This window comes from Bradyrhizobium sp. USDA 376, from assembly GCF_054063675.1.
Genome location: NZ_JBSSGN010000001.1, coordinates 1,346,861 through 1,370,438 on the forward strand (window position 1 = coordinate 1,346,861; position 23,578 = coordinate 1,370,438).

The 23,578-nt window shown below is 63.7% G+C and carries 19 protein-coding genes and 1 tRNA gene; 11 read left to right on the plus strand and 9 right to left on the minus strand.

Annotated features, from left to right (window positions below; genetic code table 11):
- Nucleotides 1-277: 277 nt before the first annotated feature.
- On the minus strand, nt 278-757 hold the full coding sequence (locus ACVJ19_RS06190) for an Lrp/AsnC family transcriptional regulator (RefSeq protein WP_026312113.1): 480 nt from the start codon (nt 755-757) through the stop codon (nt 278-280).
- Nucleotides 758-1,024: 267 nt separating this feature from the next.
- Between ACVJ19_RS06190 and trxB the strand changes: the two genes are divergently transcribed.
- The 5 genes from trxB to ACVJ19_RS06215 all read left to right on the plus strand — a co-directional run bounded on the left by trxB (nt 1,025) and on the right by ACVJ19_RS06215 (nt 5,230).
- Nucleotides 1,025-1,990 (plus strand): thioredoxin-disulfide reductase, encoded by a 966-nt coding sequence (trxB, locus tag ACVJ19_RS06195; protein WP_453949793.1) that lies wholly within the window; start codon nt 1,025-1,027, stop codon nt 1,988-1,990.
- Between the two features lie 5 nt (nt 1,991-1,995).
- Nucleotides 1,996-2,919, plus strand: coding sequence for a LysR family transcriptional regulator (locus tag ACVJ19_RS06200; protein ID WP_084809887.1), 924 nt, complete (start codon nt 1,996-1,998; stop codon nt 2,917-2,919).
- A gap of 447 nt (nt 2,920-3,366) precedes the next feature.
- On the plus strand, nt 3,367-4,275 hold the full coding sequence (locus tag ACVJ19_RS06205) for a 4-hydroxy-tetrahydrodipicolinate synthase family protein (protein WP_453949792.1): 909 nt from the start codon (nt 3,367-3,369) through the stop codon (nt 4,273-4,275).
- Nucleotides 4,276-4,787: 512 nt separating this feature from the next.
- Nucleotides 4,788-4,934: a hypothetical protein gene (locus tag ACVJ19_RS06210; RefSeq protein WP_453949790.1), complete on the plus strand. Its 147-nt coding sequence runs from the start codon at nt 4,788-4,790 to the stop codon at nt 4,932-4,934.
- Nucleotides 4,935-5,065: 131 nt separating this feature from the next.
- Entirely contained in the window at nt 5,066-5,230 is a 165-nt protein-coding gene (locus ACVJ19_RS06215; protein ID WP_453949789.1) for a hypothetical protein, read from the plus strand.
- 121 nt (nt 5,231-5,351) lie between these two features.
- Here the strand turns inward: ACVJ19_RS06215 and ACVJ19_RS06220 are convergent, their stop codons facing one another.
- Nucleotides 5,352-6,029 (minus strand): ParA family protein, encoded by a 678-nt coding sequence (locus tag ACVJ19_RS06220; protein ID WP_025032179.1) that lies wholly within the window; start codon nt 6,027-6,029, stop codon nt 5,352-5,354.
- A 482-nt stretch (nt 6,030-6,511) separates the two neighbouring features.
- Entirely contained in the window at nt 6,512-6,886 is a 375-nt protein-coding gene (locus ACVJ19_RS06225; protein ID WP_453949788.1) for a hypothetical protein, read from the minus strand.
- A 541-nt stretch (nt 6,887-7,427) separates the two neighbouring features.
- On the opposite strand from ACVJ19_RS06225, the gene ACVJ19_RS06230 reads away from it, so the two are divergent.
- Nucleotides 7,428-8,372 (plus strand): AEC family transporter, encoded by a 945-nt coding sequence (locus ACVJ19_RS06230; protein WP_453949787.1) that lies wholly within the window; start codon nt 7,428-7,430, stop codon nt 8,370-8,372.
- A 295-nt stretch (nt 8,373-8,667) separates the two neighbouring features.
- Here ACVJ19_RS06230 and tenA read toward each other — a convergent pair whose 3' ends face one another.
- The gene (tenA, locus tag ACVJ19_RS06235) at nt 8,668-9,342 is read right to left on the minus strand and encodes a thiaminase II (protein ID WP_453949786.1); all 675 of its coding nucleotides are present in this window, start codon (nt 9,340-9,342) and stop codon (nt 8,668-8,670) included.
- A 228-nt stretch (nt 9,343-9,570) separates the two neighbouring features.
- Here tenA and ACVJ19_RS06240 point away from each other — a divergent pair, with 228 nt between their 5' ends.
- The 3 genes from ACVJ19_RS06240 to ACVJ19_RS06250 all read left to right on the plus strand — a co-directional run bounded on the left by ACVJ19_RS06240 (nt 9,571) and on the right by ACVJ19_RS06250 (nt 11,904).
- Nucleotides 9,571-9,975: a nuclear transport factor 2 family protein gene (locus ACVJ19_RS06240; protein WP_453949785.1), complete on the plus strand. Its 405-nt coding sequence runs from the start codon at nt 9,571-9,573 to the stop codon at nt 9,973-9,975.
- A 247-nt stretch (nt 9,976-10,222) separates the two neighbouring features.
- On the plus strand, nt 10,223-10,615 hold the full coding sequence (locus tag ACVJ19_RS06245; RefSeq protein WP_453949784.1) for a hypothetical protein: 393 nt from the start codon (nt 10,223-10,225) through the stop codon (nt 10,613-10,615).
- Nucleotides 10,616-10,620: 5 nt separating this feature from the next.
- Nucleotides 10,621-11,904, plus strand: a complete 1,284-nt coding sequence (locus ACVJ19_RS06250; protein WP_453949783.1) for a hypothetical protein — start codon at nt 10,621-10,623, stop codon at nt 11,902-11,904.
- A 225-nt stretch (nt 11,905-12,129) separates the two neighbouring features.
- Here ACVJ19_RS06250 and ACVJ19_RS06255 read toward each other — a convergent pair.
- A tRNA-His gene (locus tag ACVJ19_RS06255) sits at nt 12,130-12,206 on the minus strand.
- 311 nt (nt 12,207-12,517) lie between these two features.
- Nucleotides 12,518-12,952: a phasin gene (locus ACVJ19_RS06260; RefSeq protein ID WP_453949782.1), complete on the minus strand. Its 435-nt coding sequence runs from the start codon at nt 12,950-12,952 to the stop codon at nt 12,518-12,520.
- Nucleotides 12,953-13,581: 629 nt separating this feature from the next.
- Here ACVJ19_RS06260 and ACVJ19_RS06265 point away from each other — a divergent pair.
- Together ACVJ19_RS06265 and ACVJ19_RS06270 are read left to right on the plus strand one after the other, a co-directional pair.
- Nucleotides 13,582-16,989, plus strand: coding sequence for a PAS domain-containing protein (locus ACVJ19_RS06265; RefSeq protein WP_453949781.1), 3,408 nt, complete (start codon nt 13,582-13,584; stop codon nt 16,987-16,989).
- Between the two features lie 86 nt (nt 16,990-17,075).
- Nucleotides 17,076-18,179 carry an IS4 family transposase gene (locus ACVJ19_RS06270; protein WP_453947895.1) on the plus strand — a complete coding sequence of 368 codons (1,104 nt, stop codon included), beginning with the start codon at nt 17,076-17,078 and terminating at the stop codon, nt 18,177-18,179.
- Nucleotides 18,180-18,578: 399 nt separating this feature from the next.
- Here the strand turns inward: ACVJ19_RS06270 and ltrA are convergent, their stop codons facing one another.
- The 3 genes from ltrA to serA form a co-directional block, all read right to left on the minus strand.
- A complete protein-coding gene (gene ltrA, locus ACVJ19_RS06275) occupies nt 18,579-19,955 on the minus strand; it encodes a group II intron reverse transcriptase/maturase (protein ID WP_028144467.1) in 1,377 nt (458 codons plus the stop codon).
- A gap of 472 nt (nt 19,956-20,427) precedes the next feature.
- Entirely contained in the window at nt 20,428-21,600 is a 1,173-nt protein-coding gene (locus tag ACVJ19_RS06280) for a thiolase family protein (RefSeq protein WP_453949778.1), read from the minus strand.
- Between the two features lie 243 nt (nt 21,601-21,843).
- Complete coding sequence (gene serA, locus ACVJ19_RS06285) at nt 21,844-23,433, minus strand: phosphoglycerate dehydrogenase (RefSeq protein ID WP_453949777.1); 1,590 nt, start codon at nt 23,431-23,433, stop codon at nt 21,844-21,846.
- Nucleotides 23,434-23,578: the final 145 nt, after the last annotated feature.

The window sequence follows — 23,578 nt, forward strand, 5'->3', positions numbered from 1 at the left end:
AGATGTTTCGAAAAGGCCGCGCGACGCGCGGCCTTTTTGTTTCTGCGGGTTGCCTGGCGCGTGACGCGGAGCACACTGTCACCGCTCGTCATTGCAAGCGCAGCTCTCGTGTCCCGGACGCGCTGCAACGCCCTTAGCGTTGCTGCGCAGAGCCGGGACCCAGAAAGCGACACGGGAAAGCGCGGTGAGATGGGCCCCGGCTCTGCAGCGCACCGCACCGGACGATGCTTCGCATCGCCGGGGCGCTGCGCTGCGTCCGGGGCACGAGAGCGGAAACTTATCGCCGCCCCTTCACCTCGAGCGGCACCGCCGCTTCGTACTTCGAATTATGCAGCACCAGCGACGTCCGCACGTTGCGGACGTGCGGCGCCGCCGTCAGGTGCGTGACGAAATCCTGGAAGGTCGCCATGTCTGGCGCGACGCATTTCAGGATGAAATCGACCTCGCCCGACAGCATCCAGCATTCCCGCACCAGGGGCTCGGCGCGGACGAACTCCTCGAAGGCGCGCAGATCCGCCTCGGCCTGGCTGGACAGGTGCACGGCGGCGAACACCGTGACGTCGAAACCGAGCTTTCGCGCGTCCAGCAGCCCGCGATAGCCGTGGATATAGCCCTCCTCCTCCAGCGCCCGGACCCGGCGCAGGCAGGGTGGCGGCGAGATGCCGACGCGCTTGGCGAGCTCGACATTGGTGATTCGACCGTCGGCCTGAATTTCGGTGAGAATCTTCAGGTCGATCTCGTCTAGGCTCCGCGACACGTGATTGGAACTCCTGGCCTTTGCGGCGGTATTGGGTGGGTCTGTCGCAATCCTCATAGCCTAGTCCGCACGGTTAGCGCAATTTTATTGCGCGTGCAGCGCAATCGACTTTTGTTCCCTGTTGGAAAAATCCGCCGATAGGGAATGCAATTCTTGCATAGCTCACCAGAAGGCTTAGATTAGCTCTGATATTTCAGCGCCTCCGCGAGGCCTCCTGGCTTCTTCCGCGCCCGCGCTGCAAATCCCCCGTGAAAGGCGTCCATCGAAATGTCCGCTCCTGTTCATGCAAAGGTCGTCATTATTGGCTCCGGCCCCGCCGGCTACACCGCCGCGATCTACGCCGCGCGCGCGATGCTCGAGCCGATCCTGATCCAGGGCATCCAGCCGGGCGGCCAGCTTACCATCACCACCGATGTCGAGAACTATCCGGGCTTTGCCGACGTGATCCAGGGCCCCTGGCTGATGGAGCAGATGGAGAAGCAGGCGGTCCATGTCGGCACCAGGATCGTCACCGACCTGGTCGTCAAGCTGGAGACGACGCAGCGGCCGTTCCGCCTCACCTGCGACTCCGGCGACGTCTACCTCGCCGACGCCGTCGTCCTCGCCACCGGCGCGCAGGCGCGCTGGCTCGGGCTGCCGTCGGAAGTAAAGTTCCAGGGCGGCGGCGTGTCGGCCTGCGCCACCTGCGACGGCTTCTTCTACCGCAGCAAGGAGGTCGTGGTGGTCGGCGGCGGCAATACCGCGGTCGAGGAGGCCCTGTACCTCACCAACCATGCGTCGCAGGTCACCATCGTGCATCGTCGCGATCACTTCCGCGCCGAGCGCATCCTGCAGGAACGCCTGTTCAAGCACCCGAAGATCAAGGTGATCTGGGACTCCGCCGTCGACGAGATCTGCGGCACCGAGAACCCGAACAAGGTCACCCATGTCCGCCTGAAGAACGTCAAGACCGGCGCGCTCACGAACGTGAAGACTGACGGCATCTTCATCGCCATCGGCCATGCCCCGGCGACCGAGCTCGTGAAGGGCCAGGTCAAGCTGAAACCCTCGGGCTATGTCGAAGTCGCCCCGAATTCGACCGCGACCTCGGTGCCCGGCCTGTTCGCCGCCGGCGACGTCGCCGACGAGACCTATCGCCAGGCCGTGACGGCCGCCGGCCTCGGCTGCATGGCCGCTCTCGAAGCCGAACGTTTCTTGGCCCTTCGCGCCAGCGAGCGCGCGGCAGCGGAATGAAGATCATGCCCCGAACACGCGACGGATTTACGGATATGGACTGGGACAAGCTGAAGGTGTTTCACGCGGCGGCGGAAGCGGGCAGCTTCACGCACGCGGGCGAGCAGCTCGGCCTGTCGCAATCGGCGGTCTCCCGCCAGGTCTCGGCGCTGGAGCAGGAGCTCTCGGTCTCGCTGTTCCACCGCCACGCCCGCGGCCTGATCCTCACCGAGCAGGGCGACCTGTTGTTCCGCACCGCGCATGACGTGTTCATGCAGCTGCAGGCTGCGCGCGCCAAGCTCACCGACAGCCGCGAGCGGCCGAGCGGCGATCTCAAGATCACCACCACGCCCGGCGTCGGCATCAACTGGCTGATCCCGCGGCTCGGCGAATTCACCGCGCTCTATCCGGAGATCCGGATCTCGCTGATCGTCACCGACGAGGAGCTCGACCTCTCAATGCGCGAGGCGGACGTTGCGATCCGCACCCGCAAGCCGACGCAGCCGGATCTGATCCAGCGCAAGCTGTTCGCGATGGGATTCCATGCCTATTGCTCGCCGGAATACATCAAGCGCTTCGGCACGCCGCGCACGCTGGAAGAACTCGACTCCCACCGCATCATCACGCTTTCCGACGGCAACTTCGCGCCGCACCTGCAGAACCGTAACTGGCTGATCGAAGCCGGGCGCAACGGCTCCGGTCCGCGCGAGGCTTATTTCAAGGTCAACAACATCCTCGGCCTGGTGCGCGCCTGTCAGCAGGGCCTCGGCATCGCGGCGCTGCCCGACTATCTGGTCGAGGAGCAGAGCAAGCTCGTGCAACTGTTCGGTGAATCGGATTCGATCCAGCTCGACACCTATTTCGTCTATCCCGAGGAGCTGAAGACAGTCGCGCGCGTGCAGGTGTTCCGCGACTTCGTGGTGAGCAAGGCGCAGCGCTGGCCGTCCTGATTTCCGCATGTCTGACATGCGGCCTCGGCTGTTGCTGCATGGCGCTCGTCAAGCCCATACTGTTTGCACGCTGAGCCTTCGCGTTGCGCATTTGTCCCCCTCCTCCAGTGGCGCGGGAGTTCAGTAATCCCTCTTGGAAGGTGATTGTGTCGGCCTCACGTGGCCAATACCTAAGCCGGGCCCTCGGGTCCGGCTTTTTTTCTGCCGAAAAAGGCTTTCGCCCTCCGCGTGTATTGACAGTCTTGGGCGTCCCCCGCATCATTTGCCAATGATCACGAAGTCGTGCGCACTCGTTTCGAAAAAAGGCCCCCATCCGGGGACCTCGGAATGTTGCGCGCGCTAGGCTGACTTCGTCATCGCGAGCCAATCCCGAAAACCCCGCCGCCTGGACGGGGTTTTTTCATGTGCCCTCCGTCTCAGGTTTTTTTCCCGAGAAGGAGATGGAACATGACCGGACTACACGAACATTTGCGCGGACTCTGGCTGCCGCTGGTGACGCCATTCCGTGACGGCAAGCTCGACGAGACCTCGCTGCGGCGGCTGACGCGGCATTACAGCGGACATGCCGTCGACGGATTCATCCTGGGGGCGACCTCCGGGGAAGGCATGACGCTGCGGGAGGGTGAGCTCGAGCGCCTCGTCGCCATCGTGCGCGACGAGATGGCATCCGGCCGCCGCAATTTGCCGATCTGCCTCGGGCTGTCGGGCGCCGACACCGCGCGGCTGAAGGATCGCCTGGATGAAACCGCGGACTGGCCGATCGAAGGCTATCTGATCGCGAGCCCGTACTATGTGCGACCGTCGCAGCGCGGCTTGCTTGCGCATTTCGAGGCGCTCGCCGATCACGCCGCCTGGCCGATCGCGCTCTACAACATTCCCTATCGCTGCGCGGTCAACATCACCAACCAGACCATGCTGCGGCTCGCCGAGCATCCCAACATCATTGGCCTGAAGGATTGCGGCGCCAGCCGCGAGCAATCGATCGCGCTGCTGCGCGACAGGCCGAAGAATTTCCGCGTGCTCACCGGCGAGGATGCGAACTATCTCGAGGCGCTCACCGACGGCGCCGATGGCGGCATCGTGCTGTCCGCGCATGTCGAGACCGCGACGTTCGCTGCCGTGTACACGGAGGCGAAGCGCGGCAACCATGACGCTGCGCAGGCGCGCTGGAATGAGGTCGCCGAGCTGACGCGGCTGTTGTTCGCTGAGCCGAGTCCTGCGCCCGCAAAGTATTGGCTGTGGCGATCCCGCCTGATCGACAGCCCCGAAGTGCGCCTGCCGATGGTGGAAGTGAGCAGCGAGCTCGCCGCTACGATCGATCGCGAGATCGAGCGGCGGGTGAAAGTCGCGGCGTAGTGCTTCCTTCGCCTCTCCCCGCTTGCGGCAGGGCTATCGCATATGAAGATGCGTGGCGGATAGCTCGCCCGCAGCGCATCCTTCGAGACGCCCGCCGATGGCGGGCCCTCAGGATGAGGGCGGAGTGCGCGGCAGCAATTTCAACGGGGGCAATGCTGCTTAGCCTCATCCTGAGGAGACCGCGGAGCGGTCGTCTCGAAGGACGAGGCGCTTGCTCTGGCCGTCACCAAGAAGCCATCTGCGATAGCCCTGCCGCTTGCGGGGAGAGGCCGGAATTTGCGCACGCAAATTCCGGGTGAGGGGGATCTTCCACGAGTCCAACTCTCACCGTGTTTGCGGAGACACCCCTCACCCCACCCTCTCCCCGTAAGAACGGGGAGAGGGAGTGACAGAGCGCCCCCGTGATTAACCGCGCGCGAACACCCTTCGCAGCTGCCGCATGGTGCATCCACGTCTCGTTTACGTGACCGCGCCTATCGTTTGTCCCAAAGTCTACCGAAGGGGGAATGACCATGGGGTATCGCACCCGGCCCACGGCCGCGCAGCAATTCGCGCCTGCCGATCTTTTGCGGGGAATTCTCGTCGTATCGTCGTTCGGGTTCTGGGCGGTGGTGCTCGGCCTGATGCCGGTGCTGGTGTTTCGGGTCTGGCTCGCCTGAGGCGAGGCCGGCGCGGATGGTTAATCCGTGGTAGCAGCCGTGTTCAAATGCGCGCGCTGCCGCGATCCGGAATCTTAAAACATCCCGCGTAGTGTGACGCCCATAAGCGAAGAAATCGCGAGGGGCGTTTTGTGAATAGTCATAATGAAATGGCGTCGCATTTCGGCGCCGGACAGCGGAGCCTGTCCACCGAAGAGAACTTCACCACCGAGGACATTCTCTGGGCCGTCGGCATCTGGTCGGTGATCCTGACGCTGTCGCCGGTCATCGTGTTCTACATGCTGATGGTGGCGTAACTTCATCTCGAGAGTCCGGGTCCGGCGCTTGCGCGCCATCCCGGAATGACAAGCGGGCCCAGAAACGCAAAACGCGCGGACCTTCCCGCGCGTTTTCCGTCCGGGGAATGATTTGTGAAAATTACGCCGCCTGCTTGTGCATTGCGCCGGATGCCGACGCCGTGCCGCGAATGGCTTTGACCGAACGCTCGATCGCCGCCCACAGCCTTGCGATTTCCTGAGCCGCACGGCTCTCGGCCTGATACTCGCGCGCGCCTTCGCCGTGGCTGAGCGCCATCAACAAATCCGAACGATTGGTGATCTGACCGCCCCACACCGGAGCACGGAATTTCGCCAGCGCCTCGCGGGCGATGGTGACGATCGGGCTTTCGGCTTCGTCGCGCTTGGCCGGAGCACCGTTGAGCACGACCGCGTAGGGCTTGCGCGCCGCGCGGCACATCTGGATGGTTTCCTGCACCGCGTTGACGTCGAACACGCCGGGACGGGCGGGAATGACCACCATGGTGGCGTTCTTGATGGCGTCGTCGACGACGGCCGAGAGGTTCGGCGGCGTGTCGATCAACACCCATTCATAACCGTCGCGCTTGGCAGCGGAGACGATGCCGCTGACGGAGTTCACGGCGGCCTTGATCGGCGGCTCGTTGGTGCCGCGCAGCTTGTGCCACAGCGTCAGCGAGCCCTGTGGATCCGCGTCCACGAGCATCACCTGCTTGCTCGCCTTGATCTGCGCGGCGAGATGTGCGGCCAGGGTACTCTTGCCCGAGCCGCCTTTACGCGATGCAAAAACAATAACGTTCATACCCTTGGCCTCCAGATTGACCCCAGGTCGCGAAAATGAATCACCGCGCTGATTCGTGAAAGAAAAATTTACCGGGAGTTGCGTCGCCGCCACGAAATAACAAGTCGTGTTGGCTTTTGAGTCACACTGCTGCGCGCGACAGGACACAAACCGCAATGAATCGCCTTTGAGGCGAGCGCATGTGCGTTTTTTGAGCAGCGCGGCGGCAAAACGGAATGCAACCTTGCCGCGCAAACCGTTTCGCGACTCTTTTCGATCGCGTGTGCCGGTAATCGCCGCAGGTCTGCGCGCGACAACCGCGAACAAAACGAGTCCGGCGCTGTCGCAAGGCTGACGCCACAATCATCTGGTTTGAGGACCGAAGAAACCGCTTCGCGCCCCCGCGATCGGAGGACATCGCCGCCGGACATGCAAATGCCCGGGACTTGAAAACGCGCTTCGCGTTTTGACCCGGGCATTAGAAGGTTTCAAACAAGGAACGCTCAACCCTCGTCGGTTTTCTTCTTCTTGCTCGCCTTCGCCGCCGGCTTGGTGCTCTTCTTCGCGGTCGATGCGCTCTTGGACGCAGCCTTGGGCGCGATGTTGGTCGGCCTGCCGGCCCGGGCCGCGCCGGGCTCGGGGCCCTGGCGGAAGAACACCTTGCACTGCGGCGACAGCTGCGCCTTCTTCTGGATCATGCAGGCGGTGATGGCATCGACGTTCGGAACGAACTCGCCGCACAGCCGCATCGCATCCGGCGTGCAGGCCTGCTGCTGCTCCGGCGTGTAGGCAAAGCCGGCACCCGGCTGGACCAGCACGGCCAGGGCGACCCCGGCGATGGCGGCAAGAACGGACTTCCCAGAGTGAAACGCCGGCATCGATCCCCCCAATGTCTGACCGGGGCGGAGTGTGGGTGAACCGCGGTTCGTTGGCAACGAGGGGGAATGCGAAAGGCGGGAGTTGTGCGGTCTCGGCAACAGGGCGGCGTGGCTGGAGCAAACCGACGGCGCTGCGGGCTTGTTCCGCCTCTCCCGCTTGCGGGAGAGGCCGACGCGCTCGCAGAGCGCGGCGGGTGAGGGCTCTCGCCACCCACGGACGTCCTCCGCAATCCCTGACAATCCCGATGCGGAAACACCCCCACCCCAACCCTCCCCCGCAAGCGGGAGAGGGAGCACACCTGCCTCGCGGCGTCTGCTGCGCAGCTAACCCCTTGGCGGAACTGGCGCGATCGGTTTCCGGCGCTGGCCCCAGCGTCCTCGAAACAAAAACTGCGAAAACAACCCCATGCACAGTAGCCGGGCCCCGATGCTGTTACGGATTTTACGAAGCCGTTTTGACACGTCGGGCAAAACAGGGGCATAATGTCATCATCGAAAATTGCGTGGGTGGTCGGCCGATCCCCGTGAGGTTGAGGGGCGCATGGCCACCATCCTGATCGTCGCACCGGTGTTCGCCCTGATCGCGGCGGGCTATGCCGCGGTGCTGTTTCGCTTCGTCTCCGAGACCGCGCACAGGGGCATCTCCGAATTCGCCTTCAGCATCGCGATCCCTGCGCTGCTGTTCCGCACCATCGTCGTGTCGGAATTCCCCGACGTCAGCCCCTGGCGCATGTGGGGCGCCTATTACGGCGCGCTCGCGCTCACCTGGACCGCGGCGCTGATGCTCTCGGCGCTGCTGCGCGCGCGGCGCGAGGACCGCGAGGACGGCGTCGTGTTCGCAATCGGCTCGGTCTACGGCAACATCGTGATGCTCGGCATTCCCCTTGTGCTCTCCGCGCTCGGCAACGAGGGCGCCGGGCCCATGACGCTGATCCTATCGGTGAACACGCCGCTGCTCTGGCTCTGCGGCATCCTCCAGATGGAGCTTGTCAGCCGCAAGCGGACCGGCTCGCCGCTGTCGATCATCTGGCCGGTGCTTGCCGATCTCTCACGCAATCCGCTGATGCTGGGAATCGGTTTCGGCGTGCTCTGGCGCTTCACCGGCCTTGGCCTCAATCCCGTCGTCGACCGGACGATCGAGCTGCTGGCGCAGGCGGGCTCGCCAGCCGCATTGATCGCCCTCGGCATCAACCTGTTCCGCTTCGAGGTGAAGGGCGAGAAGCTGAGCATTTTGGTGCTCTGCGCGCTCAAGCTGATGGCGATGCCGGCGGCCGCGTATCTGCTGGCAAAACTGCTCGGCCTGCCTCCGGTCGCCGCCGGCGTGATCGTGCTATTCGCGGCGATGCCGACCGGCGCCAACGCCTACATCTTCGCGGTGCAGTATCAACGGCTGGTGAACCCGGTGTCGGGCGCGGTGGCGCTGGGCACGCTGCTGGCGGCGGTGACGCTGCCGGTGGTGGTGTGGGTGGTGGCGGGGGTGAGGTAGTGGCGACAAGGCACTTCCGGATTTGTAGAGGCCGCTCGCCTCCTCCTACTGCTCAGGCGATCGCATATGGCATTTTGCGCGATCTGAGCACGCGCCTCGTCCTTCGAGACGACCGCTTCGCGGTCTCCTCAGGATGAGGCTAAGCGGCATCGGTGCCTGTTGAAAAGGCTGCCGCACACTCGGTCCTCATCCTGAGGGCCCGCCAACGGCGGGCGTCCCGAAGGATGGCCACAGGAGGTGCACTCATCGTTACCGCATGTCCGTCAGGTTACGAGCCTGACGATTGCCGAAAGGACTATTCAACACGCTGGCCCGCGCGCCAGGCCATCTCCCAGAAGTCTGCCTCGAGGCGGGTGGCTTCCTTGAAGATCGCAGTCAGCTCGGCCTCGCGGGCCGGCGTGGCGTAGAGATCGGCGAGATGCTCCAGGTGCGCCCGCGCCTTGGCAGCGACCTCCTGGTACGGCACGCCGGCGTACTCGGCGATCCAGACGCGATAGGCGTTCGTCGCAGCGTCAGCATCGGGTCGCGAGGCGAGCCGCGTTGCGATCTCCGCGTACCCGATCACGCAGGGGGCAAGCGCCACCTTGAGTGCCAGCAGATCGCCGCGCATTCCCGCGTCGAGCACGTAGCGCGTATAGGCCAGCATCTCGGCCGCCGGAGGGGCCTGTTCAAGATCGGTCGGGGATAGGCCCCAATCGGCACAGAGCTTCACATGCAGGTTCATCTCGACATCGAGGATGGCCGAAAGACCGGCCGCGGCTTCACGCATGTCGGCAAGTCTGGGCGACTTGTAGATCGCGAGCGCGTACGCGCGAGCAAACTCGATGAGGAACAGGTAGTCCTGAACGAGGTAGTGACGAAACGCCGCTTCGGGGAGCGAGCCGTCTGCCAATCCGTTCGTGAAGGGATGTTCGGTGTAGGCCCGCCACTCAACGGATGCTGCTGTCTTTAGACGCTCGAAGAAACTCACGATCTTTTCCGCCTGGCTTGCTTATCCATGAACGTCTTGGGCTCGCTACCGATATCGCATTGCGAACCGAGGAGCTACGGTGACCGCGGACAAAATTGGCTTTGAGCGTTGCGGACAGGGCCCTCCCCGCGTCGAAAGTTTGGTGCACTGTCACCATAGCCCCGATGATTTTGCCTTTGCACGCAAAGGTCGCTATCCTGCCATGATACATATTGCAGGGAGGGGGACATGGGACAGCGCGAAGAGATGCTCGACGTGATCAGGCGCGCTTACGCCGCGCGCGGCGACGGCGACGTCGAGGGCCTGGTGACAGCTTTTCATCCCGAGGGCGTGTTCACCTTGACGGGCGACAAGAGCGCCCTCGCACTGACAGGAAGCATGGAGGGACACCCGACCCTGCGTGCGGCTTTCGGTCAATTCATTGCCGACTTCGGCTTCGAAAACCGCGAAATTCTGGCCGAGCTGGTCGATGGGGATCGTGTCGCCGTCCATTCCCGGGTTGTCATTCGATACAATCGAAGCGGAAAAACCTTCAACACCGAGATCCTGGACCTGTTCAGATTTCAGGATGGCAAGATCGCCGAGCTGATCGAGTTTGCGGATACTGCGCAGATCAAGGCCATGATTGCCTGACGGGCGATGAGATCGGATTGAAGGAGCGCGAGAAGCTCGGCGTCATCGTAATATGCGCGCTGAAGCTGAGGGCGATGCTAGCGGCGGTGATGATGATCGTGGCAAAATACGAGAGGCTGGCCTCGTTGGAGACCGCTTCTTCGCACAGTCGTCGCGCGAGCCCAATTCACCTCCGGATCGCCTATGCCCGCAAGGGTTGTGGATATATACAGCAGAGTTAGAATGCTTCGATTTAGGGAGGGCTCACATGTTGCAACTTCAGGGTATGAGCGAATCGAAACTAATTGAGCTCATAGGCAAGCCAGTAAGTACCAATGAGAGCGTGGATGATTTAGGATATCAGCTCGCGTTGGAGGCCTCCGATTCTTTAGGGATGGGGCTTTCAAATCTATGGGAGCAAGCAAAAAACGAGTTTCGCATCCTTGTTTGCACGGACGACGCTCGCTATGCATCGGTTCGAGCTGAAGCTGCGAAACTATCACCCACTCAAACGGCTGCTTTTGTCTCCTTTTTATCCGCGGGTCTAGGTGCTGCAATCGGTGTTGCAGCGACACTATTAGCACCGCTTGTTGGATTGCTACTGCTTAGTCTGTTGCGGTTAGGAACAGAGACGTTTTGCCGTGTGAATAGTGCGGGGTAAGCTGAATGCAAGCTACCCATAGCTACTTCTGCGTTGGCGGCGCTTCGAACCCCTGCCTGCCCGCGCACGCCGAACAATTGTCAATTATCGAACAGGCTTGTTGCCGCCATCTTGACAATATGCTCTGGCGCTTGCGCCCAAATACGCGCGACCGCTTTTGGTTTTTTTTGACCGATAATCCTGTGCCCGGCGCAAGTGCCTATTCAGAGGGAAAAGACAAAGTAGGCGAAGTCAGGCTAACGACTGGATTACTGGCGGCGCTAATTGCGCTTTCCGCCCGAGCAGCAATAATCATAGACAGGTCGGGAAGCTTCGTCCCCTGGATGCCAACGTTCGCTCGGACCGGCAACTTGGGCGGATTAAATCGCCCCTTTGACGGGCTCAAACCATTTGCCCTTAGTGAACCGAAGCGGCGCGCAACTGGGTTCAGCAACCAAGAATTCGAGGAGATCAGTCGGAAAGTGGGAGAAGATCCACTTTTGTTAGTGAACACCCTGAAGTTGGCGTGCGCTGCGATTGAGTTTGCTGTTCTTCACGAGTTGGGGCATTTCGATGCCGGCCATGATGAGGCAATCCGAGTGCAACAAGGAAAAGTGAATCCGGCCAAAGGATACGAACACTTTTCTTTTCGACGCGATATACGTGTTCAAAGGGTATTTGAACATCAAGCCGATATTTTCGCCCTTCGACTCATGATTGCCACCGCCACCTTCCGCCCCAACCACTATGACGATCCTGACCTAATCCCTGAGCCAAGTGATCAATTGCGGACGGAAGCGAACATAAGCGCTTACATAGGTGCGAGCCTGAATTTTGCTCTTGCGGCGTTGCTTAGAGCCAACGATCCCGGCCCTGGAGAGGAGATCGATCTCGCGCGATCAGCCCGAGGTGAGCACCCGCCGCCCATAACGCGCCTTAAGATTGCAGACGCGCAAGTCAGGCTTGAGCTTGCCGATGCAAAAATCGGAAAACAGCTCTGGCCGAACGCGCCAGACATGGTTGAAGCGATCCTTCAAGGTATGACATTTCACACAATGTTTCTCGCAATGACAACGCTGTCGCGAAGTTGGCAGACTGCCATTAATACAATGAATCCAGAAAGCCCTACCATCAATCTCAAATTCGCATTTGAAGATGATAGCGACATCGAGGACTATTTCTCAAGCGAAGACGAAAGAATCGCTAAGCGAACAATGATGGCTACTGGAACACAACGCAAACCGCCGCTGATGGAAAGGTTCAAGATTCTCGCTCGTCTCTATGCGCACATCTGGGGCCTTAAGCGCTAAGCGATTCGATGATTTCTCAGGCGCTCCCGCGAAACTTCGGCTTGGTCCCAAAAGCACCAACAGCGTTGCCCCAACCTTAGGGCCCAATTGCGCTTCAAGCAGAACTGCTTGCGGATAGAAAGTGGACTTGCTTGAGATCATGATCTCGGCATTGCTCCACTGGATTACCGCTACCAAAATCGCAACGCTGGCGCCAAATACCGAACATCCCTTGTGAGATCAAATTGGTACAGTTGGGTGGGCTCGAACCACCGACCTCCTGTTCCACAGACAGGCGCTCTAACCAACTGAGCTACAACTGCATCCTTGCGAGCCGCACCTCGGGCGCCTTGGGAAGGCCGTCGACCTGAGGGGGCTGGACGGGGCGGAAACTAGGTGCAACGGGGGTTTTTGGCAAGGCCGCTGAGGGGCGAAAAACCGGGGTAAATCGCGCTCAGTGCGATGAAATCGGGCCTGATGGTGACCGTAGCGGGGTTGCGCCCCCCTCGCCCGCATTGCGGCGACACTCCCCGTGGCGGGAGAGCCCTCTCCCGGCCTCTCCCGCGAGCGGGAGAGGTGAAGAAAAACCCGGGCCTCGCGGCCCGGGTTTCTTAACTCACAGCCTGTCGGCCTATCAGGCGGCGGGCTTGTAGAACTTCGAGGCGGAGGCCTTGATCGGCTCGGCGGTCTCATTGGCGACGCGCTGGCCGATCTCGACCAGCTCCTTGGCCTGGGACTGCAAGGTCTCGAGCTGGGTCCGGGCATGGCCGGTCCACAGCGCGAGCGCATCCGACGGCGTCTTGGCGCCGAGCAGCTCCTGGGCGAAGTCCAGATGGGCGCTGGTGTTGGCCTTCATGAACTCGACCAGCTTGGCGGTGTACTCGCTCGCGCCCTTGCTGGCGCAGGTGAACACGGCCTCGACGGTGCCGTTGTGGGTCTCGGCCGCATCCTTGAACTTGGCGTAGTTCTCGCGGGCCTGCGATACGCCCTTTTCGGCGAACGCACGCATCTGCTCGGGAACCTCGAACGGAATGATCGAGGCAGAGAACGGATCAGTCGCACCTGTCATGGTTGTCCCTCACAATTTGTATAAGTGCAGTGAGTCTCCGGCGCGCCCGCCGGCCCCCGATTCCGGACCTGAATTCAGCGGGTACGAAGACTGGAAACGCGAAACAAACGAGATGGTTTGCCCAGCGCCCAGTAATATTGCTGCCTACCATGTCAACATTGTGCGACGCAACGCGATCCGGGGGTGCATCGCGAAATTTAATCTCGGGGAGGGTGAGGTTCCTCAGGGTGGGAACCCGAGGTTGAGGTAGTCGGGTGCCGGGCCACGAAGGTGGCCGCTCCCTCTCCCGCTTGCGGGAGAGGGTTGGGGAGAGGGTGCTTCCGCAATGGGACAACCCCGATGAGGAGAGAGCCCTCACCCGCGCGCGCGGGACGATGCTCCGCATCGCCTGGGGCGCGACCTCTCCCGCAAGCGGGAGAGGTGACCACCCGCCCCGCGCGAATCCTGCGGATGCAGCCGGGCTGCGGCTTGCTTGGGTGGCATCATTAAGGTTATCGCGGCTTTCGGCCGCTCTCCGTCGACCGGGGCCGTGGACCTGCCCGCGCCCGCGGGCGATACTAACCCTTTCTTAAGGCTGCCATTCCGGGCCGCCCCGCGAGACGCCGACAGCGAGACGTGAAGCCGGTTGGATGAGTAGTTCGGATTTCCAGTTGCGAGGGGTGGGCGATCCGCGGCTGGCCGTGCATGCGACCTCGCAGCTCCCCACCTGGCTCTTCGCGGTCGACGGCACCCGCGTGCTGTGGGCCAATCCGGTCGGCGCAAGGCTGTTCGGCGCGGCCCATGCCACAGCGCTTGCCGACAAGATCTTCGGCCCCGCCGACAGCCATCGCCGCCAGGTGGCCCGGCTCGCCCGCCAGCTGCCGGGAGGCGGCGCGGTGCGGCTGGAGCGGCTGCGCGGCTTCGGCGCCCGGCTCGGCACCCTCATGACCTGCGCCTGCGCGCGGCTCGACTTCGCCGACGGCAAGAACGGCGTGCTCGTCACCGCGCTGGACCCGACCGGGCAAGCCATGCCGCTGGTCGAACGGCTGCATCGCCTGGTCGAGGCCGCGAAGGTGCCGATGGCGGCGTTCGCGCCCGACGGACTGTTCGTCGGCGCCAGCGAGGCAGCCCGTCCCCTGCTCGGCTTCCGCGACCTGACGGACGGCGGTCTCGAACAGGCGCGCAGCGATGCGCTGAGAAGCGGCCGCGTCGAGACGCCGATCGGCATCGGCCAGATGGTGCTGCAACGGGTCGGCCTAGGTGCCGATGTCGGCCTGGTCGCGCTGATCGAGCCGGCCGCCGCGCAGCCGGCCGCGGCGGATGCTGCTCCCGAATCGGTGCAGGCGGTTGCGCACGAAGCGGCCGCTCAGCCGGCGCCCGACGCGCCCGTCTCTCCGGCCGCGGTGCCGGACGATGTGCAGCCTGCACGGACGAACGAGGCTGCCTCCGGAATCCCGCTGTTCGATGCCTTTGCCGAACCGGCCGAGACGGCTGCGGCGAGCGAGCCGGCGGCGGAGATCGTGCCGATCCGGGACACCGTCGCGACCGAAGAGCCTGCTGCGGAAACGACCTTCGAAGCCATCGACAGCGCGCCAAAGACTCCGGTTGAAAACCACCTAGAGGCCATTGTGTCGCCGCAGGCCGCGCTGATCACATCAGGCATGGTCGAGCCTCCGCCCGGTCCCGCAGAGCCGCCCGCACCGCACCAGCATCCGCTGCGCTTCCTCTGGCAGATGGATGCGGACGGCCGCTTCGTGCTGGCGTCCAGCGAGTTCATCCGCCTGATGGGCGCGCACACGGCGGGCGGCTTCGGCCGCCCCTGGCACGAGATCGCCGACGCGTTCGCGCTCGATCCGGAGGGACGCGTCGCGCAGGCGCTCGCCAGCCACGACACCTGGGCCGGAATCACCGTGAACTGGCCCGCCGACGGCGGCGAGCATCTGCCGGTCGAGCTTGCGGGCCTGCCGGTCTACGACCGCGAGCGCAACTTTGCGGGCTTTCGGGGCTTTGGCGTCTGCCGCGATCTCGACGGCCTCAACCGGCTCGATGCGCTCCGCCGCTTCGAGCTGTTCGTCGAGCCGCACGTGCCGCAAGGCGCGTCTGCCGATGTCGTCGAGCCGGAGCCTGAACCCGAGGCAGTGGCTCCGCCGCCGGTCGAGCCGCCGCTACCTGAGCCTGAGCCGACACCTGAACCTGAACTGCCCGAACCCATCCTCGAAGCGAATTCACACCCAACCGATTTGGAAACGCCAGTGGAAACGCCTCCCAACGTCGTGCCGTTCCGCAGCCCCGGCGATACGAGATCGCCGACGCTGACGCCGGTCGAGAACAGCGCGTTCAACGAGCTCGCGCGGCAATTGTCCGAGCGGCTCGAACGCGAGCGCGAGACGATCGCAGCAGCCGCGGCCGAGCCGCCGGCCGTGGAGGTCGCGTCCGAGCCGTTGCTGTCCGAGCCCGAGCCTTTGTCACCGCGCGCGCCGGCCGAATGGCTGACCGAACCCGCGCCGCCGGCGCGCGGCACCAGCATGCGCGACCGCACGCTGCTTGAGTTGTTGCCGACGGGCATTTTGATCTATCGCTTCGACCGCCTGCTCTACGCCAACCCGGCGTTCCTCGCGCGCATGGGCTATGCCAGCCTGAGCGCGCTGGAGCATGCCGGCGGGTTAGACGCGCTCTATGTCGAACCGGGCGTGTCGTCGGCCAGCAGCACGTCGCAAGGCGGCACGCCGGTGACGATCAGCGCGACGCTTCCCAACGGCGAAGAGCCGCTGCCGACCACCGAGGCGCATCTGCACAGCATCGACTGGGACGGCGACAGCGCGCATGCGCTGATCTGCGCGCTGCCGCAAGCCGCACCCGCGGCTGTCGCTATCGCTGCGCCGCCCGTCGTCGCCGAGCCCGTCGTCCCCGAATCCTTCCCCTACGCGCCCGATCTCGAGCCTGCGGCCGGCGATGCGGATGCCGAAGATCTCGCCGCGATCCTCGACACCACGGCCGAGGGCATCGTCATGTTCGATGCCGAAGGCAACATCCACGCCTGCAACCGTAGCGCCGAGGCGCTGTTCGGCTATGACGGCGAGGCGCTGCTCGAGCAGAATTTGGTGACGCTGTTCGCGCCCGAGAGCCAGCAGGTCGTCGCCGACTATCTCGGCAGCATGAAGAGCCAGGACATCGCGAGCCTGCTCGACCATGGCCGCGAGGTGCTGGGACGCGAGAAGAAGGGCGGCGTCATTCCGCTCGCCATGATCATGGGCCGCACCCGGCCCGACGGCCCCAACTTCTTCGCCGTGTTCCGGGACCTGTCGCAGAGCAAGAAGGGCGAGAGCGAGCTGACGCAGGCCCGCCGCCTCGTCGACGGCGCCGCCAACGCCAAGGCCGACATGCTGGCGCGGATCAGCCACGAGATCCGCACGCCGCTCAATGCCATCATCGGCTTTGCCGAGGTGATGATCTCGGAGCGCTTCGGCACGCTCGGCAACGAGCGCTACGGCGAATACATGAAGGACATCCGCGCCTCCGGCGAGCGCGTCATCGCCATCATCGACGATTTGCTGGAGCTGTCGCGGATCGAGACCGGCAAGCTCGACCTCACCTTCGCCAACCTCAACCTCAACGATCTGGTCGAGGCTTGCGTCACGGTGATGCAGCCGCAGGCCAACCGCGAGCGCATCATCATCCGCACCTCGCTGGCGCATGCGCTGCCGCAGGTGAGCGTGGACGCGCGCGCGATGCGGCAGATCACCATGAATCTGATCTCGAACTCGATCCGGCTTGCGAGCGCCGGCGGCCAGGTCATCGTCTCCACCGCGATGACCGACCGCGGCGAGATTGCGCTTCGCATCCGCGATACCGGCCATGGCCTCTCAGAGCGCGAGGTCGCCGCCGCCATGGAGCCGTTCCGCACCCCGCCGCCCGGGGATGCCGCCGACAATTCCGCGCTCAATCTGTCGCTGACGAAGGCGCTGGTCGAAGCCAACCGCGCCCGGTTCAACATCAAGAGCGCCGGCCACGGCACGCTGATCGAAGTGGTGTTCGCACCGGCGCTGGCGAAGGCGTAGCATTCACCACATCGTCGTCCCGGCGAAGGCCCATGGGCGCTAAAATAGGATTTGCGCATTGGATTGGCTTGTGATTCCAAATTGGGATGGCACACGAATCGCTTGTGAACGAGGACTGGGCGCGTGTTGTCGCCCGGCTTGGCGGCGCCGAAGCGCTCAACGTTAGCGCGCGCGAGACGAAGGCGTTTGTCCGCCCGCGGGAAATCAGCAATGCGGTGGATTTGCTGCGCTTGATCCTGGCGTATTGCCTTGGCGAGCGAGGTCTGCGGTTGACGGCGGCATGGGCCACGTCGGTGGGCCTTGTCGATATCTCCAACGTGGCTCTGTTGTATCGGTTGCGTCAGTGCGGAGATTGGCTGGCGAAGTTGATAGGCCAAGCACTGGCGAGCGGTGCGCCGAAGGCGAGCCACGGCCGCCTGATCCGCATTGTTGACGCCACGACGGTCCCGAAGGCTGGGACGAGCGGCAGGAACAAGAACGCGGTGTGGCGCATACACAGCGCGTTCGATCTTCCGCAGGAGCGCTTTGGTCACTTCGAGCTGACCGATCAGCGAGCGGGCGAGACGCTGGACCGGATACCGGTGATTGCCGGCGAAATCCGTCTTGGCGACCGCGCTTATCTGCAACCGGAGCGCATGGCACGTCTCGTCGATGCCGGCGCGGACTTCGTGATCCGGTCCGGCTGGAAGAGCGCGCGTTGGGTTGATGCCAAAGGTGGTCTGGTCGATCTGACGGCCGAACTGCGCAAGGCTTCGGCATGTGGCCTGATCGATCGACCGATCTGGATAAAACGCAAGTCTGGCGCACCGCTGCTCGCTCTGCGTCTGGTTGCCGTCAAGAAGCCGGCGCAAGCGGCCGCGGTCGCACGACGCAAGGCGCGCCGAACGGCCCAAAAGGGAGGCCACCAGCTCTCCAGGCAAACACTTGACGCTGCAGATTGGGTGATCCTGGTGACCTCGCTCGCACCGGAGGACTTCTCAACGAGCGATGTCCTTGCCCTCTATCGGCTGCGATGGCGCATTGAACTCGGCTTCAAGCGGCTCAAGAGTTTGATTGGCCTGAAGGGCCCTCCCGGAACTGACGAGCGGTCCGCCAGGCCCCACATCCTCGCTCATCTGCTGATCATTCTCCTGCTCGAGCCACTCGTCGACGAACTCGAGGACTCTCCCCGCTTGGCCGAGGCCGCCTGACCCGTCCAGGGACCTGGCGTCTGCTCCGCCAACTCGTCGCCTCGCTCCGACAAGCAATCATGCCCCAACCCGCGATTGCTTGCCTGCGCAGACTTCGCTCCACGCTCGGACGGCATCTACACGAACCACCAAGACGAAAACGTCGCTATCAAGCAATGCAACTATTTTAGCGCCCATGGGCGAAGGCCGGGACCCATAACCACCGAATTGAGTTTGGCGAAGGCGCGTCGTTGCGGGACTAACACCATTCGCGATCGATGGATTCCGCGGTATGGGTCCCGGCCTTCGCCGGGACGACCCGACTTGAGAGAGCTGCCCAATCGGGATAGGGGGAAGCCTCGCGGCTCCGCCCCTCCCACACCACCGGACATACGGGTCCGTATCCGGCGGTTCAGCGGATTATGCGGGTCGCCGTGCCGCGACGGAAGCCAAGCCGAGTGAGGCAAAGAAGCCGTTTGGCAGAGCAATGGTGAGCGCGGGGCTGTTCGCGAGCCGCCAAGGGCCACGTGGGCTGCCGGCGGTTTGCGCCGCCAGATCCCGGCCGACGCCGCGGCGTCGCAACTCGGCAAAGCGAGCGGGTCCATACTTCCATTGCTTCCAGGCAACGGCGCGCAACCGTCGCCTGATCCACTGGTCAAGCACGCGCAACACCGACGGGGTTTGACAGAAGCCGAAGTAGCCGTGCCACCCAATCAGGTAGGTCGACAGTTCTTTGGCGATCTGCACGAGGCATCGACCACGCGTGCGTCGCGTGAGCTCCCGAACCTTCGCCTTGAAGCGGGCGAGTGCCTGCGGCGCGATGCGCCGCCGCGGTTCTTGCCCGCCGGTGAAGCTGAAGCCCAGGAACTTGCGAACACTCGGTTTGGCAACCGCGCTCTTCGCTTTGTTGATCTTGAGCTTGAGGCGCTTTTCGAGGAACCTCTCGACGCCAGCCAGCACCCGTTCGCCCGCCCGCTGACTGCGCACGTAGATGTTGCAGTCGTCGGCGTAACGCACGAAGCGGTGGCCGCGCTTCTCCAGTTCCTTGTCCAGCACATCCAGCATCAGGTTCGACAACAGCGGCGAGAGCGGACCGCCCTGCGGCGTGCCCTCTTCCGTCGGACTGACCAGCCCTCCTTCCAACACACCCGCATTCAGGAAGGCGCGGATGAGCTTCAGGATGCGCTTGTCAGCAACCCGCTTGGCAACCAGTCCCATCAGGATGTCGTGGTTGACCCGGTCAAAGAACTTCTCCAGGTCGATGTCCACCACGATGCTGTGGCCGGCCGCAATGTACGCCTGCGCCCGTTCCACCGCCCGATGTGCCGAGCGCCCCGGCCGAAAGCCGAAGCTCGTCTCGGCGAACGTCCTATCCCAATCCGCCTGCAGCACCTGCATCACCGCCTGCTGGATCAAGCGGTCGAGCACCGTCGGAATGCCGAGCGGCCGCAGGCCGCCCGACGCCTTCGGTATCTCCACCCGCCGCACCGGCTGTGGCTTGTAGGTGCCGTCAAGCAACTGGGCTCGGATCGCAGGCCAGTGCTCCTTCAGGTGGGCTGACAGCTCGCCGACGGTCATCCCGTCGACGCCCGCCGCGCCCTTGTTGCGCTTTACTTGCGCCAACGCTGCCTTCAGATTCTCACTCTCGACAACGTCTTCCATCGACGGTCCTGCGACCGCCGGGCGTTCGAGACAGACTTCCGCCGCACGCGCTTCAGGCTCTCGGGCGCCGGCGCTTCGGGCTTCACCCTCCGCTCCGGGGCTCAAGTTCAGCTCGACCTGATTCTTCTGCCGCATGGCTCGCACGAGATCGCCGCTCTACTGACCACTTCCACCGTTCAGGCCTTCAGCGGCGCGCTGCCGCCTACTACGCCCTCGGCTGACTTCTGCGCTGCGGTCAGGCCGTCTTGCGACGGTCTCAGTCTCGTTGCCGAGACACAGCGCAGACCTCCCGAGGTAAGACCGACCGCCTTCACCGCACGCCCGCCGAATTTACCACCCCGACCTTTGATGACCTTGGACTTCGCGATCAATTGCTCGCTCGTCCGGCCGGGTAGGCCTCGTTATCCGGTGTTTGTCCATCGGGCCGCGGCTTTGCTCCACGCTTTCTTCAGACCCCACCTCACGATGACGCCCTTGCGCTTCGCTAATCCTTCGCCGCCATCAGGCTGGATAGAGGACTTCCACCTCCAAGCTGTCGCTCATACTCGGCACACAACAAAAAGGGCACGGCGCGCGCCGTGCCCTTTCGCATTCATCGTGCCTGATCTCAGTGATAGATCTCGAACAGGCCGGCGCCGCCCTGGCCGCCGCCGATGCACATCGTCACCACGCCCCACTTGGCCTTGCGCCGCGCGCCTTCCTGCAGCAGATGACCGGTGAGACGGGCGCCGGTCATGCCGAAGGGATGGCCGATCGCGATCGAGCCGCCGTTGACGTTGTACTTGGCGGGATCGATGCCGAGCTGGTCGCGGCAATACAGGCACTGGCTGGCGAAGGCCTCGTTGAGCTCCCACAGATCGATGTCGTCGATCTTCAGACCGGTGCGCTTCAACAGCTTCGGGATCGCGAACACGGGGCCGATGCCCATCTCGTCGGGCTCGCAGCCCGCGGTCGCCCAGGCGACGAAGCGGCCGAGCGGCTTGAGGCCGCGCTTCTCGGCATCCTTGGCTTCCATCAGCACCACGGCAGCGGCGCCGTCGGAGAGCTGGCTGGCATTGCCGGCGGTGACGAACTTGCCGGGGCCCTTCACCGGCTCGAGTTTTGCCAGGCCCTCCATCGTGGTCTCGGGCCGGTTGCACTCGTCGCGATCGACGACGTAATCGACGATCGACTCGGCCTTGGTCTGCTTGTCCACGACCTTCATCTTCGTCTTCATCGGGACGATCTCGTCCTTGAACTTGTTCGCCTGCTGGGCCGCGGCCATGCGGCGCTGCGATTCCAGCGAGAACTCGTCCTGGTATTCGCGGCTGAGCTTGTAGCGCTCGGCGACGATGTCGGCGGTGTCGATCATCGCCATGAAGATATCGGGGGCGACCTTGAGCAGTTCAGGGTCGACCCATTCCTTCGGCGAGCCGCCGCCGGGGATCGAGATGCTCTCGACGCCGCCGGCGACGATGCAGTCGGCGCCGTCCGAGCGGATCGAGTTGGCGGCCATCGCGATGGTCTGCAGCCCCGAGGAGCAGAACCGGTTCACCGAGACGCCGGCCGTCGTCTTCGGCAGGCCCGCGAGCAGCGCGGCCTGGCGGCCGATGTTCGGCGCGCCATGGGCGCAATTGCCGAGATAGCAATCCTCGACATAGTCCTTGTCGACGCCGGCGCGGCTCACAGCGTGCTGGATGGCGTGCGCGGCAAGCGACATCGGCGGCGTGATGTTGAACCCGCCACGGCCGGATTTTGCGAGGCCCGTGCGCGCATAGGAAACGATGACGGCTTCACGCATTGTTTTCTCCCTTGTCGAACGATTTTGAACGGAGCGTAGTTACGAGGCGTCCTGGACGCCATTGGTACACAAAGATTGAAGGGGCGGGGAAAATAAAAACGCCGCCTCCGGCGATGGAGGCGGCGTTGTTCCGCGTGTCGGAATATATGGTATGATGACCGTCATTCCGGGGCGATGCGTGAGCATCGAACCCGGAATCTCGAGATTCCGGGTTCTCGCTTCGCGAGCCCGGAATGACAATCTTCAGAACGTCAGCGCCTTGGCCTGCTTGACCTGCGGCAGGGCCTGCACCTTGGCGAGCACGTCCGCCGGCACCACGCCGTCGACCTCGACCAGCGCAATGGCATCACTGCCGGGGGCGACGCGGCCGAGATGGAAGGTGGCGATGTTGATCTTGGCATCGCCGAGCAGGCTTGCGAACTTGCCGATGAAGCCCGGCTTGTCCTCGTTGGTGATGTAGATCATCGACTTGCCGAACTCGGCATCGACCCGGATGCCCTTGACGTCGACGAGGCGCGGCTTGCCGTCGTGATAGACGGTGCCGGAGACCGAGCGCTCCTGGCGTTCGGTCGCGACGGTGACGGTGATCAGGCTCTCATAGTCGCTCTGGGCGGCGCGCACGATCTCGTCCACCACCATGCCGCGCTCCTTGGCGACGACGGGTGCGGACACCACGTTGACCTCGCCCAGCATCGGCCGCAGCAGGCCCGACAGCACGGCTGACGTGATCGCCTTGATCTTCATCTCGGCGACGTGGCCCTCATAGGTGATCTCGACCTTGAGGATGCCGCTCTCGGTGAGCTGACCGGCGAACGAGCCGAGCTTCTCGGCGAGCGCAATGAACGGCTTCAGCTTCGGCGCTTCTTCCGCAGTGATCGAGGGGAAGTTGACCGCGTTCGAGATCGCGCCGGTCAAGAGGTAGTCCGACATCTGCTCGGCGACCTGGAGCGCGACGTTCTCCTGCGCTTCCGTGGTGGAGGCGCCGAGATGCGGCGTGCAGATCACGTTGGGATGGCCGAACAGAACGTTCGCGGTCGCGGGCTCCTCGATGAAGACGTCGAAGGCGGCGCCGGCGATGTGCTTGGAGTTGAGCGCATCGACCACCGCCTGCTCGTCGACGAGACCGCCGCGGGCGCAGTTGATCAGGCGCACGCCCTTCTTCATCTTGGCGATCGCGGATGCGTCGATGATGTTCCTGGTCTTCTCGGTCAGCGGCGTATGCAGCGTGATGAAGTCGGCGCGCTTGAGCAGGTCGTCGAGATCGACCTTCTCGACGCCGATGTCCTTGGCGCGCTCCGGCGACAGGAACGGATCGAACGCGACCACCTTCATGCGCAGGCCGAGCGCGCGGTCGGCGACGATCGAGCCGATATTGCCGCAACCGACCACGCCCAGCACCTTGCCGGTGATCTCGACGCCCATGAAGCGGTTCTTCTCCCACTTGCCGGCCTGGGTCGAGGCGTCGGCCTGCGGAATCTCGCGGGCGAGCGCCAGCATCAGGGTGACGGCGTGCTCGGCGGTCGTGATCGAATTGCCGAACGGCGTGTTCATCACGATGATGCCCTTGGCCGTCGCGGCCGGAATCTCGACATTGTCGACGCCGATGCCGGCGCGGCCGATCACCTTCAGCTTCGTCGCCTTCTCGAGGATCTTGGCAGTCGCCTTGGTCGCGGAGCGAATCGCAAGGCCGTCGTAATTGCCGATGATCTCGGCGAGCTTGTCCTTGTCCTTGCCGAGGTTGGGCTGGAAGTCGACCTCGACGCCGCGGTCTTTGAAGATCTGCACTGCGGCGGGAGACAGGGCGTCGGAAATGAGAACTTTGGGTTTGGTCATGGGATTTGTCCTTGCCTTCCCTAAGGGAGGATCGGCCCGAGGGCCGGAAACGCGTGAGTGGCTCGGAAGCTTTGTGCTCTCCCGCTCCCCGTTCTTACGGGGAGAGGGTTGAGGTGAGGGGCAGCCACAAACACCGGCGCAAATG